The organism is Gilliamella sp. B14384G12, assembly GCF_016101825.1.
In the GTDB taxonomy this organism is placed as follows: Bacteria; Pseudomonadota; Gammaproteobacteria; order Enterobacterales; family Orbaceae; genus Gilliamella; species Gilliamella apicola_N.
Genome location: NZ_JACFPU010000017.1, coordinates 1 through 17,096 on the forward strand (window position 1 = coordinate 1; position 17,096 = coordinate 17,096).

15 protein-coding genes are annotated in these 17,096 nt (G+C 34.4%); 6 read left to right on the forward strand and 9 right to left on the reverse strand.

From position 1 onward, the window contains the following. Positions 1 to 135: 135 nt before the first annotated feature. The 9 genes from pgi to rne all read right to left on the reverse strand — a co-directional run bounded on the left by pgi (position 136) and on the right by rne (position 10,866). Complete coding sequence (gene pgi / locus H3S73_RS12815; RefSeq protein WP_198236832.1) at positions 136 to 1,785, reverse strand: glucose-6-phosphate isomerase; 1,650 nt, start codon at positions 1,783 to 1,785, stop codon at positions 136 to 138. A gap of 958 nt (positions 1,786 to 2,743) precedes the next feature. Then, positions 2,744 to 2,896 carry a hypothetical protein gene (locus H3S73_RS12820; protein WP_198236831.1) on the reverse strand — a complete coding sequence of 51 codons (153 nt, stop codon included), beginning with the start codon at positions 2,894 to 2,896 and terminating at the stop codon, positions 2,744 to 2,746. 56 nt (positions 2,897 to 2,952) lie between these two features. After that, the gene (locus H3S73_RS12825; protein WP_198236830.1) at positions 2,953 to 3,111 is read right to left on the reverse strand and encodes a hypothetical protein; all 159 of its coding nucleotides are present in this window, start codon (positions 3,109 to 3,111) and stop codon (positions 2,953 to 2,955) included. A gap of 209 nt (positions 3,112 to 3,320) precedes the next feature. Beyond that, the gene (metA, locus tag H3S73_RS12830; RefSeq protein ID WP_065737901.1) at positions 3,321 to 4,253 is read right to left on the reverse strand and encodes a homoserine O-succinyltransferase; all 933 of its coding nucleotides are present in this window, start codon (positions 4,251 to 4,253) and stop codon (positions 3,321 to 3,323) included. Positions 4,254 to 4,469: 216 nt separating this feature from the next. After that, entirely contained in the window at positions 4,470 to 5,285 is an 816-nt protein-coding gene (locus H3S73_RS12835) for an ATP-binding cassette domain-containing protein (RefSeq protein ID WP_198229022.1), read from the reverse strand. Positions 5,286 to 5,301: 16 nt separating this feature from the next. Beyond that, positions 5,302 to 6,291 (reverse strand): putrescine export ABC transporter ATP-binding protein SapD, encoded by a 990-nt coding sequence (sapD, locus tag H3S73_RS12840; RefSeq protein WP_086308330.1) that lies wholly within the window; start codon positions 6,289 to 6,291, stop codon positions 5,302 to 5,304. A 2-nt stretch (positions 6,292 to 6,293) separates the two neighbouring features. Further along, complete coding sequence (locus H3S73_RS12845) at positions 6,294 to 7,154, reverse strand: ABC transporter permease subunit (RefSeq protein WP_144092887.1); 861 nt, start codon at positions 7,152 to 7,154, stop codon at positions 6,294 to 6,296. Further along, positions 7,147 to 8,082 (reverse strand): ABC transporter permease subunit, encoded by a 936-nt coding sequence (locus H3S73_RS12850; RefSeq protein ID WP_198236829.1) that lies wholly within the window; start codon positions 8,080 to 8,082, stop codon positions 7,147 to 7,149. The genes H3S73_RS12845 and H3S73_RS12850 overlap by 8 nt, the downstream gene beginning before the upstream one ends. A 78-nt stretch (positions 8,083 to 8,160) precedes the next feature. Then, a complete protein-coding gene (rne, locus tag H3S73_RS12855) occupies positions 8,161 to 10,866 on the reverse strand; it encodes a ribonuclease E (RefSeq protein WP_198236828.1) in 2,706 nt (901 codons plus the stop codon). Positions 10,867 to 11,611: 745 nt separating this feature from the next. Here rne and syd point away from each other — a divergent pair. The 6 genes from syd (at position 11,612) to H3S73_RS12885 (ending at position 17,093) form a co-directional block, all read left to right on the forward strand. Then, positions 11,612 to 12,145 (forward strand): SecY-interacting protein, encoded by a 534-nt coding sequence (gene syd / locus H3S73_RS12860; protein WP_198236827.1) that lies wholly within the window; start codon positions 11,612 to 11,614, stop codon positions 12,143 to 12,145. Between the two features lie 138 nt (positions 12,146 to 12,283). Then, on the forward strand, positions 12,284 to 13,459 hold the full coding sequence (locus H3S73_RS12865; RefSeq protein ID WP_065737908.1) for an amino acid aminotransferase: 1,176 nt from the start codon (positions 12,284 to 12,286) through the stop codon (positions 13,457 to 13,459). Positions 13,460 to 13,763: 304 nt separating this feature from the next. After that, positions 13,764 to 15,125 carry an adenylosuccinate lyase gene (purB, locus tag H3S73_RS12870; protein WP_198236826.1) on the forward strand — a complete coding sequence of 454 codons (1,362 nt, stop codon included), beginning with the start codon at positions 13,764 to 13,766 and terminating at the stop codon, positions 15,123 to 15,125. After that, positions 15,122 to 15,646: a GNAT family N-acetyltransferase gene (locus H3S73_RS12875; RefSeq protein WP_086308333.1), complete on the forward strand. Its 525-nt coding sequence runs from the start codon at positions 15,122 to 15,124 to the stop codon at positions 15,644 to 15,646. Before purB ends, H3S73_RS12875 begins: the two co-directional genes overlap by 4 nt. Beyond that, positions 15,643 to 16,425, forward strand: coding sequence for an amino acid ABC transporter substrate-binding protein (locus H3S73_RS12880; protein WP_198229002.1), 783 nt, complete (start codon positions 15,643 to 15,645; stop codon positions 16,423 to 16,425). Before H3S73_RS12875 ends, H3S73_RS12880 begins: the two co-directional genes overlap by 4 nt. Further along, entirely contained in the window at positions 16,422 to 17,093 is a 672-nt protein-coding gene (locus H3S73_RS12885; RefSeq protein ID WP_065737911.1) for an amino acid ABC transporter permease, read from the forward strand. Before H3S73_RS12880 ends, H3S73_RS12885 begins: the two co-directional genes overlap by 4 nt. Positions 17,094 to 17,096 lie beyond the last annotated feature (3 nt).

Genomic DNA, 17,096 nt, shown 5'->3' on the forward strand with positions numbered 1-17,096 from the left:
AAAAGGCCTGACTCCGGTTGAATATCGAAATCAGGCCTTACAAGCCGCTTAATAAAAGTGTCCAACTTTATGGGGTCACTTCACTAAACTGAAGGTTTTTTATTTTAGCTAAGCAAATTTAATCTTTTAAACTTCTTAACGCCATTTCTTATATTGATTAATTAGATTATTAGTTGAATCATCATGAGAAGTAACAGGTTTATCATCTGCCAATTCAGGTAAAATGCGACCAGCTAATTGTTTACCAAGCTCTACACCCCATTGATCGAAACTAAAGATATTAAGAATAATACCTTGTGTAAAGATCTTATGTTCATACATAGCAACTAATGCTCCAAGAGTATAAGGTGTTATTTTTTTCACGAGAATTGAATTTGTTGGTTTATTACCCTCAAAAACTTTAAACGGTACAATTGATTTAACTTCATCAAGTGTTTTACCTGCTGCAATGAATTCTTGTTCAACTTGCTCAGCGGTTTTACCAAACGCTAAAGCTTCGGTCTGCGCAAAAAAGTTAGACAGTAATTTCGGATGGTGATCACCCACTGGATTATGGCTGATTGCTGGTGCAATAAAATCACATGGGATTAATTTAGTACCTTGATGAATTAATTGATAAAATGCGTGTTGACCATTAGTCCCTGGTTCTCCCCAAATAATTGGGCCTGTAGTATAAGACGTTTTATGTCCATTACGATCAACACTCTTACCGTTTGATTCCATATTTCCTTGTTGGAAATAAGCTGCAAAGCGATGCATATACTGATCATACGGTAAAATTGCTTCGGTTTCTGCTCCACAGAAATTATTGTACCAAATACCAATTAACGCGAGTAATGCTGGAATATTTTTCTCGATTGGCGCGCTTTGGAAGTGTTTATCCATAGCATGACCTCCAGCTAAAAACGCTTTGAAGTTGTCAAAACCAATTGATAAAACAATTGACAAGCCAATTGCAGACCAAGAAGAATAACGACCACCAACCCAATCCCAAAATTCAAACATATTGGAAGTATCAATACCAAATTTTTCGACCTCTTTAGCATTGGTTGAAAGTGCAACAAAATGCAAAGCAACGGCTTTTTCATCTTTAGCTGCATCAAGTAACCATTTACGAGCAGTCTGAGCATTTGTCATGGTTTCTTGTGTGGTAAACGTTTTAGATGCCACTAAGAATAAAGTGGTTTCAGGATTTAAACCTTTAAGCGCTTCAACAATATGAGTACCATCGACATTCGAAACAAAATGCATTGTTAAATGATTTTTATAAGGGCGTAATGCTTCGGTAATCATATGAGGACCAAGATCTGAACCGCCAATACCAATATTAACTACATCGGTAATTGCTTTACCTGTATAACCTTTCCATTCTCCGCTAATGATCTTTTTACTAAACGATTCCATCTTAGCCAATACTGTGTTGACATCATCCATCACATTCTTACCATCGACAAAAATCGGCGTATTTGAAACATTACGGAGCGCAACATGTAATACAGCGCGGTTTTCGGTACGATTAATTTTCTCACCGCTATACATGGCGTTAATAGCGCCATTTAAATCACATTCATCAGCAAGTTTATAAAGAACCTCTAAAGTTTCTTGTGTCACTCTATTTTTTGACAAATCAACCAAAAACTCATCTTCAAAAGGAATACTCAGTTTTTCAACACGCTTAGGCTCATCATTTAAGATTTGGGCAATTGTCTTTTCATGATGCTTTTCATAACTCGCTTGAAGGGATTTCCAAGAAGAAGTGGTAGTTGGATCAATTGACTTTAACATATTTAATTCCTTAATTAATATAGCACTGCTATCCATAATATAACTATGCCTAACATGATGCAAGATAAGGATTTTATCTTTTGTTTTTTACAATTACTAAGATTTTATCCTTAGCTTTTTAAATTGATTGATTTCATACTTTTTCGTTTAATGAATTCATGTTTAAAATACTAATATGCGGAAAAAAGTCAAAATAAGGCGACCAAATCGGTAATTTCCTATCGCCTATAAGTATACAGTCAGAAAAACTACTTATTTTCGGCAAAATAAATATCAAAAAGAATACTCTAAATTCAAATTTGCTGGATATAAAAACTGGATATTTTTATAAGTTATTGTTTCTTAAATAAAATAAAAGCATTATCACCAAATTTGTTGCGGGTAGACGTGCCCATTTATGCTCATGAAGTTCCCATTTAAGATCGCCTTGATAATTATTAATCAGCAAATAGTTTTAATTTATTAATTATTTCTACTGATTCGTTTTCAAACCGAAATGCAACAAATGACGGAATATTTGAACAGTTTTTTTCTAATTGATTATTTACTCTTATCTCTGGATATCGTTACCTATAATGCCTCCATTCAAGAGCTAATCTCTTCTATTATGTTGAGTGGATTTCTTTCTGGATTAAGTATTTTATATGTAGTCATTTTATTTACTCTTTTAAAAAACATATAATTTATCTGAAATTATAACTCATTAGGATTGATTGCTTTAATGTGTTTTTCCTAATCCCCTTTTGGTATCGGTTGCTATGTAACGTGAGTCATAAATGTATTTACTATCAGTGTAAACTTGATAAATAACTTTTTGAGTTCCGATATGAAATAATGTAGAGGGTTTATTCGGTAAGTTTTCTACGTTAAATTCTTTCTAGTTCTTTTCATCAATAAAAAACAGTTCTTGTTCACGTATTTCAGTTGATATTAATTTGTGTGGGATTTTATTTTCTAATTATGTTGCCAAGTTAGTTTCATAAGTTAATACCACTAAATCAAATAATAGCGCTCTATCGTTAGTGAGCGCTTCTTTTAACGCTTGGATAACTTTGGCATTATCATGACGATAGTGACTATAGCCATAATAAAAATATAGTTTATATAGCATTCCATAGATCTGTTAACTTGATTAGGATAATTAATGCAATATTTAATTACTTCATCTTAAGCAGAACTATAATCAAAACGAGCTTTTTCAAAACTAGATTCTTGTAATTGCGTTCTGGATAAATCAATAAAGTTATATCTAACTAAATGATTTTCGGAAACGGATTGTTGCCAATATTGCCATTTTTTTTGAGTACTGAGTTTATAATATTTCATTAATCTTATTTTTATTTCCTATACTACAAAATCAATAATAGATTGAAGAATATCTATATTTTAGAATTTTATTTATCTATTAAATGGTTTTCTTTTTTATTTTACGCTAACAAGTGAACAGCATGTTTTATTTATAAATTTTTAGTTATTTTCCATAATCGATATTCTCCACATCTATATACAAACAAGCTTTGTAAATTAACTTCCTTTTAATCATCAACCGTCATATTACGTGTTGTTAAATCATATGGTGTTAATTGATAGACGTAATAGTTAAGCCAATTACTAAATAGTAAATAGGCATGACTGCGCCAAGTGGCTTTAGGGGTCAGATTTGGATTATTATCAGGAAAATAATTTTCTGGAATATTGGGGTCTATACCGGCTTTAATATCACGAAAATATTCGTTGGCTAAGGTGAAAGAGTCGTATTCCGGATGCCCTGTTACAAATGCCATGCGTTTATCTGCCGTGGTCATTAGATAAGGTCCTGTAATATCGGACTCGGCTAAGATTGTTAAATCGGTGTAATTTATAATTTTATCTTTGGGGAAATCAGCATTACGTGAATGCGGTGCTAAAAAGGTATCGTCAAATCCTCGAGATAAAATCGCATTCGGCTTAATAATGTGATGTTGATAAACGCCTGATAATTTCTGGCTGCGAGTAAATTTTGGCAAATCATACAAAACGTTTAAAGCAGCCTGCACAGCCCAACAAACAAACATTGTTGAAGTTACATGTTCTTTTGCCCAAGTAATAATTTCAGCTAATTTAGGCCAATAAACCACATCAGAGAAAGGTACTTTTCCTAATGGTGCTCCCGTTATAATAAGTCCATCAAAATTCTGATGTCGAATATCATCAAAATCACAATAAAAGCTATTTAAATGTTCCATTGGTGTATTTTTTGATTCGCGCTGATCAATACGTAATAATTGAACATTCACTTGTAAAGGTGAATTCGATAAAAGCCGAAAAAATTGATTTTCAGTCTCGATTTTTTTAGGCATTAAATTGAGAAAGAGAAGCTTAAGAGGTCTAATTTCTTGGGTTTTGGCACGCGATGAAGTCATAATAAATACATTTTCATTGCGTAATACATCAACAGCGGGCAATGAGTCTGGAATACAAATAGGCATAACAACAGCTCCTAAAATAATCAGTTATTTTTGAACAGTTAAAATAGACGTCTAGATATCTGTATAGCTAAATATAGTGGGTTTTATAATATTTGTCGAGATTTTTATTGAACAATAATAGAAATAAGATTTAAAAAATCAGTATAGTAGCGAATTCAATAGGAGATAATACTTGAATGGTTGTCACAGTAAAATGGCTGTTAGAGACATGAAATCTTAGAAAGCACGAGTGTCAGTACGCCAAGTATCAGCGGTTAATGCTTCGCCAAAATAGCTATTAATTAATTTTTGGGTAATATCACTTAACGGTGAAGCTAACACTTCAGCCGTATTACCATATTCAACTAGCTCGCCATTATGCATCACTAAAATTTCATCGCTGATATGTTTCATCATCCCTATATCTTGAGTAACGTATACATAAGAAATATTTTGCTCCGCTTGCAGCGATAACATTAAATTCACAATTTGCGAACGCATTGAAATATCTAGAGCAGCTAAAGCTTCATCTAAAATTATCACTTTAGGTTTCAGAATTAATGCTCGAGCTAATGCCACTCGTTGTTTTTGTCCCGTCGCCATTACCGAAGGATAATAAGAAGCATGTTCAGGTAACAATCCAACTTGCTTTAAGACTTCACTAATTAACTTTTCACGTTCTTGAGCATTATATTTAGTATTATGTTTTAATGGGATTTCTAACAATTGACCAATACGTAATCTTGGATCAAAAGAGCTTTCGACATGTTGAAATATCATGCGAATAAGTTGGCAACGGTAACTATAATCACCATATTCAACTTTATTACCATCAATCCAGATATCGCCACTGTCAGGTTTTAACATACCAACTAACATTTTCGCTAAGGTTGACTTTCCGGAGCCATTTTGTCCAATAATGGCCAATGTTTTACCTTCACTTAGAGAAAACGACAATGGCTTAACCGCATCAATCCGTAAATGCCCTAAGAGACCTTTAGGAACTTTAAATTGTTTAGATAAGTTACGCACTTTTAATATTGGACTCATGATATATTCCTATTATTTACTACTCATCTGTATTTAACGGAAAATGGCAAGCTACCGAGTGATCCTTTATCGGTATTAACTCAGGGGCTTGAATACACTTTTTTTGAGCATAAGGACAACGCGGTCCTAACCGGCAACCTATCGGCAAATGTTCAAGAGATGGAATCACTCCCGGTAAAGTATTGAGGGGACTTTTATGGGGCATCGCTTTACCAAAATCAGGAATAGCATAAATTAAAGCTTGGGTATAAGGATGATAAGGTGATTTAATTAAATCCTCACTATCAGCAACTTCTACCGTTTGCCCACAATACAATACACTAATACGATCTGTCCATCGTGTCACCATTTGTAAATCATGACTGATAAGAAGAATAGTGGTACCAATATTTTGGTTCATACTTGCAAGAAGTCTAAATATTTGTGCCTCAGTTGTTGCTTCCATTGAATTAGTAGGTTCATCGGCAATTAATAATTTAGGTCGATTAGCCAGAGCAATAGCAATCATTACTTTCTGGCACTCTCCTTCGGTCAACTCAAATGGATATGATTTCAATATCTCTTTATGGTCTTTAATTCCTACCCGATGCAACAATTCAATAGCACGATTTTTACGCCAGAAGAATCTTTGCCACCAATGCCCTTTAAATGTTCTTCTTGGAATGGCATTTATGAGTTGTTGACCAATTTTCATTGAGGGATCTAAACATGATTGTGGTTCTTGAAATATCATAGAAACATTATCACTAATCACTTTTCGACGTTGTTTAGGAGTCAGTTTTAATAGATCAATATCATTAAAATGAAAACGATCAGCCGAAATTTTCCAGTTGTGATTAGTCACCCCTAAAATGGCTTTAGCAATAAGGCTTTTTCCTGAACCAGACTCCCCAACTAAACCACGAATTTCACCTTCAGATAATTTTAAGCTTACACGATCGATTGCACGAAGCAAACCATCAGGTGTAATAAATTCTATGGTTAAATTTCGAATATCTAACAAAGCCATAATTAATGCCCTGCTCGTCGGCCATATAATCCAAAATTGAATAAATAGACCAAAGTAATGGTAACGACCACAGCCAATCCTGGAGCAAGAAAGGCTAAATAATTAGTACCGATAATATCTTTCATTTTAAACATCATCATACCCAAATCGGGACGAGAAATATCATTGGCAAAACCTAAAAAAGTTATGGTAGTAATGGCCAAAATAATCGAACCAAATAAAGAGACAATTTCGGTCAAATATACAGGTAAAATATTAGGTAAGATATAGTGATTAAAAATTGAAAATGGTGACAACCCATCCAATCGATAAGCGGTAATGTAAGTTTTGTGCCATTCATTAATCGCTCGTTGATGAATATTATAGATAAAGCGTGGTGTATAAGATAATCCTACCACTAATAACATATTGGTAATATCATCTTCAAATACCATGCTAATGGCAATGACACCGAGTAGCGGTGGCACAACCATACAAAACTTAAAAATAAATAAAACTAACGGTCGCAAAAAAGAGATAAAAAACATTAAGTAATTAATTAGCCCACCAATAACAATGACATAAAATACGGCTTTTAATGTCATGGATATGGTCGAACGATACCCAATCAATAAATAATCGAAAATATCTTGTCCTTTAGCATTAGTACCTAAAATATGATTCAAATCACCATTCGCCCACCAAGCTGGTGGTAATGAGGCGGGATAAATAGGGTTTAAATGAGCATGAAAAAACCATTTAGTCGATAATGCTACAAATGCAATTGCTAATATGCCGTAAAAGCTAATAATTAAATATACATTACTATGTAGCTTATTAAAACAAGATACAATAGTATTAACTAATTTAGTTACCCTAGACATAATTTACCTTATGGCGTAATGGATAAATAGCAACTGCGGAAATCTCACCTAATAATGTTAATAGGCTGATAACCGTACCACATGCCAAAATAGCAATAGCAATAATAGAATAATTATGATGGCGATAAGCAATCATCACCCATTGCCCTAGACCAACACGATTAAATAAAATTTCAATTACCATTGTCGAAAACAGCAACGTTGTCGTATTGTATGTTAACTGTGGAATCGTTGCAGGAATAGAATTAGGTAACAAATGACGACGTAAAACTTTAAATGGGGATCGTTCACGAATAATCGCCATTCTAATATAGTTTTGACGTGAGGTACTTTTTACTGATTGACTCACTAATTGTATTGTCATAATACTTGGTTGAATGGCTAAAATAATAATAGGCAAAAGCAAATGATGAAGTTGATCAAATAGCGCTTGTAATTTAAATGTTTTTGATGCAATTAAAATATCAAGTAACGATGTCCCAGCTACTGACGGCGACACGTCAAAATTCATTGATATCGTCCAAGTAGGCGATAACCAATGCATAACAATAACAACAAGCATAACTATAGGGCAAGAATATAGAAATAACGAGCCTAAGCGAATTGTACTATTTAGCCAATTAATATTACTCAAACCAAGAAATATTCCTAACGGTAATCCAATTACTAAAGCAACCACTAAAGCGAGTATACAAAGCTCAAAAGTCGCTAATAAAGTGTGAAAAAATGGAACGGTTTCACCTGATAATAATCTGAATTGACCTTGCAGTAATTGCTTAAAAAAAGCACTATATGCATCAACAAAACTGAGATTATTAAAGTTAAGCATTGAATGTGGAGCAAAATAGACTAAACAGAAACAAATCTGAGTCAATACGCAGATAATAAATAAAAACGTTACTATTTTTTTGAAAATATAGATAATCATATTTATCTTTATCGCTATTATAAGTAAATAAAACACGGTAACAAATCTCTATTACCGTGTTTTAAGCTATTTAAAGGATTAATCTTCTGATATTACTGGTTTACTAGCAGCTGCATATGCATGATCTTGTGCACTTAAACCACCAGCATTACCTTTACCATCAAAATGATAGTCTGACTCTTCACGCGACTTTATACTTTCATTCGATACTTCGTATTCTGGTGCTGACGCTTTGGTCATTACAGCCGAAGAATGACCAGTTGTTTGTTCAGTTCCATTAACTGATTTCTCACTGTCATTACTTTGTTTAACCTCTTCAAAATCAGGTTGCATATCAACGTTTACTTGATTTGCTGAGGTATCACTTAACGTCATATCGGTATTATCTTTAATGTCATTGGTCGCTACAACTTCATTATCTTTAATAATAACTGGTACTAGTAACGACGGAATCACCTGTGTTGTCATTTTTGGTTCTTCCTGCTTCAATTGACTATAATCAATAGATACTCGACCTAAGGCCAGTTCGAGTGATGCAGCAGCAAATGGCAATGGCATTGGTGACTGTTTTTGTTCAGTATTTCTTACGCGTCGCTTGTTGCGCTGACCATTCATACGCAAATGCCTAGATGTACGGCGTTGGCGTTTTGGTTGAATATCAGCAACATTGTTACTCATTGGTTGATCAACAATAATTGGTAATAATAAAGTTGGGATAACAACTTTTTCATCGACAACATGATCGATCATTTCACTATTTTTAACTCGGACACTTTTAGTTAAAGTACGTTGTTGACGTCGTGGTTTAGGCTCTTTTGGCTTAATAGCTGTGGCTTCATTAACCGTTTTATCTACCTTAGCAGTAGCATTTATCGTATTTGATGCATTTGCATTATTGTTTTGCCTTGTACGACGTCCACTGCTTCTATTTGGCGTCTCTTTCGTATTGGTTTCTGTTGCCGGCGTCACCATAGCAATAATATTATTAACAGCATTGTTGTTACGATTATTACGCTGGCGTCGATTATTAGAACGTTGATTATCACGTCGTTTTTGTGATGGTTGTTTAACTTCTGGCTCAGGTTTAGGTTTTTCAGCAGCAAATAATTTATTTACTTTACCTAAAATAGTATTACATAAGTTAAATAATTTCTTAATTTTTGGCTCAGCTTTAACTTTTGGTGTTGCATAAGCTTCGACTTTAGGCCCTGATAATATAGCTTGTTCTACAATAACATCTGTCGTTTGCTCTTCTTCCTCTTCTTCAAGTTCACGAATCAGTTTAGGAAGATTATAACTGAGTATATCTGTCTCTTCACCGGTACGTTTACGAATAACTTTATAAAGAGGGGTTTCCATCTCTTCGTCACCAGCAATTACAATTTTGACATCAGGATGCATTTTTTCAATATTTGTGATCGCTCGACGTTTTTCATTAAGTAAATAACTGGCAATTGGTACAGGGACTATCACATCAATTTGAACGGTATTATCTTTCATTGCTTCTTCTTGAATCAAACGAAGAATAGAAAGAGACAATGAATTGTTATCACGTACAGTACCCGTACCTTGACAACGAGGACAAATATGATGGGTTGCTTCGCGTAATGAAGGACTTAAACGTTGACGAGACATCTCAAGCAAACCAAAGCGCGATATTCGCGTAGTTTGAATACGGGCACGGTCAGTTTTCATCGCCTCTTTTAAGCGGTTTTCAACTTCACGTTGGTTACGAATTGGTGTCATATCAATAAAATCAATAACGATCAAACCACCTAAATCGCGTAAACGTAATTGACGAGCGATCTCCTCTGCTGCCTCAAGATTGGTGTTAAACGCTGTTTCTTCAATATCACTACCACGAATTGACTTAGCAGAGTTAATATCAATGGCAGTTAATGCTTCGGTTGTATCAATAACGATTGAACCACCAGATGGTAAGCGAACTTCACGTTGGAATGCTGACTCAATTTGCCCTTCAATCTGGAAATGATTAAATAATGGAACATCACCTTCATAAAGTTTTAAACGGTTAACATATTCAACGCGACCTAAATCAACCAATCGCTTTTTAGCCACTTCCATTACTTTAGGGTTATCAATTAAAATATCGCCCACGTCATCACGCAAATAGTCACGAAATGCACGGGTAATGATATCACTTTCTTTATGAATTAAGCTTGGAGCTGGGTAGTTTTTGGCTTCGTTTTGAATAGCTGTCCAATAGTTGACTAAGGCATCTAAATCTTGTTGTAATTCTTCCTGACTTTTACCTACACCGGCGGTTCGAGCAATAACCCCCATTCCTCTTGGTTTTTCAATCGCATCAATAATGCGTCTTAAATCCGCTCGATCTTCACCTTCAATACGGCGTGAAACACCACCAGCTCGGGGATCGTTAGGCATCAATACCAAATAGCTACCCGCTAGGCTAATATAAGTCGTTAATGCTGCACCTTTTTTACCACGGATCTCTTTTTCAATTTGGATTAGAACTTCTTGCCCTTCTTGTAGATGTTTAATACTACGACGACCCGAAATATTAGCGGGGAAATAACTTTCAGCAATCTCTTTTAATGGTAAAAATCCATCTCGTTCACCACCATAAGAGACAAAAGCGGCTTCTAAACTTGGGTTTATTTTAGTGATCTTGCCTTTATAAATATTGGCTTTTTTTTGCTCATGCCCAAGACTTTCAATATCTAAATCATACAAGCGTTGTCCATCAACGAGCGCAACGCGCAACTCCTCTTGCTGAGTTGCGTTGATTAGCATTCTTTTCATTATTCTACACTCTTTATTAATCTTAATTAATTATAGGTAGAATATTATTATCAATAATAAACGTTTATTTTAACAATGATAAATAATGGTTGTTAACTAAATATTCAAATATGGTATTCATTATTTTATTTGTGTTATTTTTGTTATTATATTATGTGAAACCGATATTATTTGTACAATATCTTTTTAAAATTTAAGGCATTATCAATGTTCAAAAGTTTCACTCACTTTATGAACCATCCCTAAACATATAACTCATCGATATTATTTCTATGGTTAACTTATAAACTAAAGTTTTTTGACTTTGGCTACCAAATTAAATCGTTACATGATTGTTCAAAATAAACATATTATTTAATTATAATAATCCTACTTACGCTATTTTACTTTTAAAAAAATTGTAATGTCTAACGCCATTGCTGCATTACAAGGATAAAAAAATCCTTTCTTATTTTAACGTTTCAGCAAAGGATAGCAAGCAAATTAAAATTGGTATTTTATAAATGGTTATCAAGGTATTTTGTATTTATCATAATTCTTGTTCAACTAAAAAAGAAAATCTCACTTTCTGATATGAGTACTTTATACTAAAACATCATGTTAACCTGAAACTTCTTTACAAATTTTTGTCCTGATGCTTATCTCACATAATTAAAAATAAGCAATGAATTACATGGTGCAACGCTAATCTTAATCAGTATAATAATTATTAAGGAAAACTATTAACAAGAGACAAAAACAATTTATGGACATATCTGAAAAAACAGCACTCATTGAATTTACTACTCGTTGGTTAAATCAATTTGATTACGCCCCACAAAGTGAAGAATTGCATGCCATCCCGTCACCTTGTATTTTAAAAACCGAACAACTTACCGTATTTTGGCAATCGTTTGCCTTACAGCCACCAAGAGATTTATCCATAGTTGAAGAAGTTGTAGGTATTACTTTACATCCCTCTTCACATATTTTTTATGGCACACAATATGCTGGCAATATGACAGCTAAATTAGCTGACATCAAATTAACTTTAATCCAAGCTTGGAATGATGATGATTTTTCTAACTTAGAACAAAATTTAATTGCCCATTTATCCCAACAAAAAAAATTAAAACGTGTTCCAACCATTTTTATAGCAGTAACAGATGAAAGTACTGAAATAATTTCTTTGAACAATTTAACTGGTGAAATTGTAAAAGAAGATTTGATTACAGGAGAGTTAACTACACTTACTCAAGATTTAACATCTTTTTTAAATAAACTAATTGTTATTAATTAAATAACAATTAGTAAGCTATAACTCAAGCGATAACTCAATACTGATGTCGATCCATAAAAGTAAATATTTTCTAAATTGTAACTTATAAAATAATGTGTATATAATGCGTTAAAAGTCATTAGATTAGATAGGTGAATTATGTTTGAATATTTAACAGCAGCGCCAGCCGATCCCATTTTAGGGCTAGCAGATCTTTATAATAAAGATGAACGCACCAATAAGATTAATTTAAGTGTTGGTGTTTACAAGGATGAAACCACCAAAACACCTATTTTAGAAAGTGTAAAAAAGGCGGAACAATTTTTATTAACCGACGAAACCACTAAAAGTTATTTACCGATTGATGGTTCCAGTACATTTAATGAAGCGACACAAACGTTACTTTTTGGTAATAAAAATGAACGCGCAAGAACAGCCCAAGCACCTGGAGGAACGGGCGCGCTACGCATAATGGCTGATTTCTTATCTCGCCGAACCAAAGTCAAACGTATTTGGATAAGTAATCCATCTTGGCCTAATCACCGTAGTGTATTTCAAACCGCTGGTCTTGAAGTCCGAGAATACAACTATTATAACCCGCAGACACATAGTCTTGATTTTGATGCCATGATGAGCAGTTTAAGTCAAGTCGCAGCTGGCGAAGCAGTACTATTCCATGGTTGCTGTCATAACCCAACAGGTATCGATCCAACACCAGAACAATGGCAAGCTATTTCTGATTTAGCGTTAAAAAATGGTTGGTTGCCTCTATTTGATTTAGCTTATCAAGGCTTTGGGCAAGGTATTGAAGAGGACGTTTATGGATTAAGATTATTTGCTAATCATCAACCTGAATTACTTATTGCAAGCTCCTATTCAAAAAACTTTGGGTTATATAACGAACGAGTGGGGGCATTTACATTAATTGCTGCAAATGCCGAAATAGCCGATCGTGCTTTTAGTCAAGTTAAAACCATTATTCGCGCGAATTATTCTAATCCTCCAGCTCATGGAGCTAAAATTGTCTCTTATATTCTAAATAATGAAGAGTTAAAAGAAGAGTGGATTGATGAATTAACCAACATGCGTCAACGCATTCATCGTATGCGACAATTATTTGTTAAAACGTTACAAGATAAAGGTGCAAATCAAGACTTTAGCTTTATTGCTAAACAAAATGGGATGTTCTCATTTAGTGGCTTAAGTGAAGAGCAAGTTCTAAAGTTACGCAGTGATTATGGCATCTACATTGTTAATTCAGGACGAATCAATGTTGCAGGAATGACTATTGATAATATGTCCAGACTCTGTGAATCAATTGTTGAAGTATTATAAAACTCATTAACAAATTGAATAATGATTCAAAATCTCAAATAAAAACTAAGGGAATGATTAAATTTCCTTAGTTATTGCGAGTAACAATAAAAATCCTAATCCACTCAAATCACAATATCCCATTAAATAAAAATAATTTCATTTTTAACTGATGTTGGATAATCCTCTATTTCTTTAATTCTCTATTTTAATTTCCTATTTTTATTCCTTTTAGTTATATCAATATACAAACTGATTATTAGACGCTAATCCATTAATTATTAATAATTGAATTATGAAATATAGAAAATAATTGAGGGCTGTTGTGGCATCACATGTTTTAGATTTTTTAATTTTAGGGAATAACTTTAGCACCAGTGAAATGCGAGCCATTTGGTCAGAACAAAATCGTTTAGAAAAGCAAGTCGATGTAGAAGTCGCTTTGGCAAAAGCCGAAGGTGAATTAGGTGTGATCCCAACGGATGTAGCTGATGAAATTGTAAAAAAAGCAGATGCATCGAAATTATCTTTACAACAAATTGCTGACGAAGCCGCGAAAGCGAAACACTCGTTAATGTCGACGATTAATGCACTACAAAAACAGGTGGGCGAAGCTGGACAATTTATCCATTACGGCGCAACCACTCAAGACATTGTTGATACGGCAACGGTTTTACAATTAAAACAATCTTTCGCTATTGTTGAACGTGATACCAAACTTATTGCTATTGAACTTAAACGATTAGCAAAACAATATCAATATCTGCCTATGGTTGGACGCACTCACGGTATGCAAGCCCTACCGACTACATTTGGTTTTAAATTAGCGGTTTGGTTAGATGAGTTTGTACGCCATTTACAACGTTTAACTGAAATAAAACAGCGTGTTTTAGTTGGAAATATTAGTGGTGCGGTTTGCACTTATGCATCAATGGGGCATTTTGGTCCTATGATTGAAGCACGTGCATTATCGAGCCTTGGCCTTAATACCCCAAATATCGGTTGGCAATCAGCTCGCGACCGTTTTTCGGAATATGGCTCTGTCATCGCCTTAATTAGTGGCACACTAGGCAAAATTGGCAACGAGTTTTATAACTTAATGCGTACTGAAATTAATGAAGTCGAAGAGCCGTTTTCGGAAGGGAAAATCGGTTCAACTACCATGCCTCACAAACGTAATCCAGCAGCTTTAGAAGGTTTGGCAAGCTTAACTGCGCCCCTATTAAAAAGTGTTGCGTTAATCCACGAATCGATGAAAGTTGAACATGAACGCGATGCCATGAGTTGGCGGGCAGAATGGATTGCCTTACCCGAAATTAATTTATACATCTCTGCTCAATTACAGACCGCACTCACTATTCTTAAAGGTTTGAAAGTCAATAGTGATCGCATGTTAACAAATTTATTAATGCAAAATGGGCTGTTGCTATCTGAAAAAGTCATGTTTGAAATTGGTAAGCGTTTAGGCAAACAAACTGCTCATCATCTGGTGTATAACTGTGCTATGCAAGCTTTTGAACAAAACAGAGATTTTAAAGATGTACTGTTAGATGATCCATTATTGAATAAAGAATTTTCTGTAGCAGAACTTGATAGCTGGCTTGAACCAATCAACTATCTTGGCTCAGCACCAGAAAAAGTGCAGCAAGTTATCAATTATGCTGAGCAAAGTGGAGTACTAGCATGAGCTTTCGCTTAATTACAAAGTCCGATATTCCTGCGTATCAGGCTTTATTACACAATGCTTATCAAATGACAACGAATTTGGGAATTCATTTTGCCGCTGCCACAGTAAATGATGAGCAAATTAATCATCATATACAATCCAATGCAGTTTATCTATTTGAAAAAGAAAGTAAATTGGTTTCCACCTTAAGCATTCGTTTTCCATGGGGAAATAATCCAGGACCTTATGGATTACCGCATTTAGGTTGGTTTGCAACCGATCCCAAATATAAAGGACAAGGTTATGGCAATCAGTTGTGGGATTGGGTAGAACAACAGATCCTGATTAATCAATTAAAACTACCAGCCGTCACTTTAGGTACAGCACAAAATCACCCTTGGTTGGCACAAATGTATATCAAAAAAGGTTTTAGTCCAATTGGACAAGCCGATTTAACCGAAGACCATACTACTGTTTATTTTGAAAAAATTTTTAATCAAAAAAGCTATACCGAATGGAAAAATAGGAGCCATAGACAATGAATAAAATAATAACATTATTATCTGCTGCAATATTAACCGGTTTAGCATTGGTCGGTTGTGATAACCAATCCAGTAATCAAGCAACCGAGCAAAATATTCTAAAAGTAGGTTCCACAGGACAAAGTTATCCTAATGGTTATAAACAAAACGATAAATTAGTAGGATTTGATGTTGAGATAACTGAAGCTATCGCCAAAGAGCTCGGTTATAAAGTTGAGTGGGTGATTGCTGAATTTGGCGGTTTAATGGGGCAATTTGATTCAGGACGTTTAGATACCATTGCCAATGCAGTTGCAATTACCCCTGCACGTGAAGCCAAATATGATTTTTCCAATACTTACAGCTTTTATGGCAGTCAAATTGTTACACATAAAGACAATGAAAACATCACCCAACTTTCTGATTTTAAGGGTAAGATCATTGCTGGTGTGCTTGGTTCAAATCATATTAATAATTTAAAAAACGCTTTTCCAAATAATGATATTACAATCAAAACCTATGAAACACGAGATGGTGCTATGTATGATACTGAGTATCAACGTGTTGATGGTTATATCAATTCAAAACCTATCTTACTTGCCGAAATTAAACGCAAAAGCTTACCGTTTAAATTGGTCGGTGATCCTATTACTATTGAACAAGTAGCGTTCCCATTTAGTAAAGATGAAAAAGGCCAAGCACTGCGTGAAAAGTTCAATCAGGCTTTAGAAAAACTTCGCACCAATGGCACATTGAAAAACATTGCAATTAAATATTTTGGTGAAGATATTACCTCATGAATTTTAATGTAACTTATTTCTTTAGTGTGTTCCCGCAGATATTACCTTATCTGCCAGTCACACTCTTTATTGCTATCGTTTCGATCCTATTTGCCATTGTTTTTGGGTTAGCTATTGCATTATTACGTAATCATAAGATTATCGTGATTGATGCTATGTTCGCGCTATTTATTTCATTATTTCGTGGTATTCCTTCCGTTGTGTTATTGTTTATTATTTACTATGGATTACCGCAAATTTTCCCGATATTGAAACAGATGGGCGCAACGACAGCGGCGATTATTTGCTTTAGTTTAAAATATTCGGCTTATTTAGCTGAAATCTTTCGTGCTGGTTTAGCATCGGTCGATCACGGGCAAAAAGAAGCTGGCTTAACCTCAGGCCTTAGTACTTTTCAAGTTTATCGTGGCATTATTCTGCCACAAGCAGTGGTTAATGCCCTACCCAATACAGGCAATATGTTTATCTCATTGCTTAAAGATTCATCAGTGGCTTTTTTTGTTGGCGTACAAGAGTTATTAGCAGCAGGGAAAATGTTAACGGCCAATTCGTTCCTCTATTTTGAAACTTATTTGGCTGTCGGTATTGTTTATTGGTTTACTGTTGTTATCTATTCTTGGATACAAAAGAAGCTTGAGAACAAGCTCAGTAAACCCTATCACCGTTAAGGA

Bases quoted from the DNA above. Each gene is read 5' to 3' on its own strand.
- pgi (WP_198236832.1), bottom strand. From the start codon at position 1,785: ATGTTAAAGTCAATTGATCCAACTACCACTTCTTCTTGGAAATCCCTT.
- H3S73_RS12820 (WP_198236831.1), bottom strand. From the start codon at position 2,896: ATGCTATATAAACTATATTTTTATTATGGCTATAGTCACTATCGTCAT.
- H3S73_RS12825 (WP_198236830.1), bottom strand. From the start codon at position 3,111: ATGAAATATTATAAACTCAGTACTCAAAAAAAATGGCAATATTGGCAA.
- metA (WP_065737901.1), bottom strand. From the start codon at position 4,253: ATGCCTATTTGTATTCCAGACTCATTGCCCGCTGTTGATGTATTACGC.
- sapD (WP_086308330.1), bottom strand. From the start codon at position 6,291: ATGGCTTTGTTAGATATTCGAAATTTAACCATAGAATTTATTACACCT.
- H3S73_RS12845 (WP_144092887.1), bottom strand. From the start codon at position 7,154: ATGTCTAGGGTAACTAAATTAGTTAATACTATTGTATCTTGTTTTAAT.
- H3S73_RS12850 (WP_198236829.1), bottom strand. From the start codon at position 8,082: ATGATTATCTATATTTTCAAAAAAATAGTAACGTTTTTATTTATTATC.
- rne (WP_198236828.1), bottom strand. From the start codon at position 10,866: ATGAAAAGAATGCTAATCAACGCAACTCAGCAAGAGGAGTTGCGCGTT.
- syd (WP_198236827.1), top strand. From the start codon at position 11,612: ATGGACATATCTGAAAAAACAGCACTCATTGAATTTACTACTCGTTGG.
- H3S73_RS12865 (WP_065737908.1), top strand. From the start codon at position 12,284: ATGTTTGAATATTTAACAGCAGCGCCAGCCGATCCCATTTTAGGGCTA.
- H3S73_RS12875 (WP_086308333.1), top strand. From the start codon at position 15,122: ATGAGCTTTCGCTTAATTACAAAGTCCGATATTCCTGCGTATCAGGCT.
- H3S73_RS12880 (WP_198229002.1), top strand. From the start codon at position 15,643: ATGAATAAAATAATAACATTATTATCTGCTGCAATATTAACCGGTTTA.
- H3S73_RS12885 (WP_065737911.1), top strand. From the start codon at position 16,422: ATGAATTTTAATGTAACTTATTTCTTTAGTGTGTTCCCGCAGATATTA.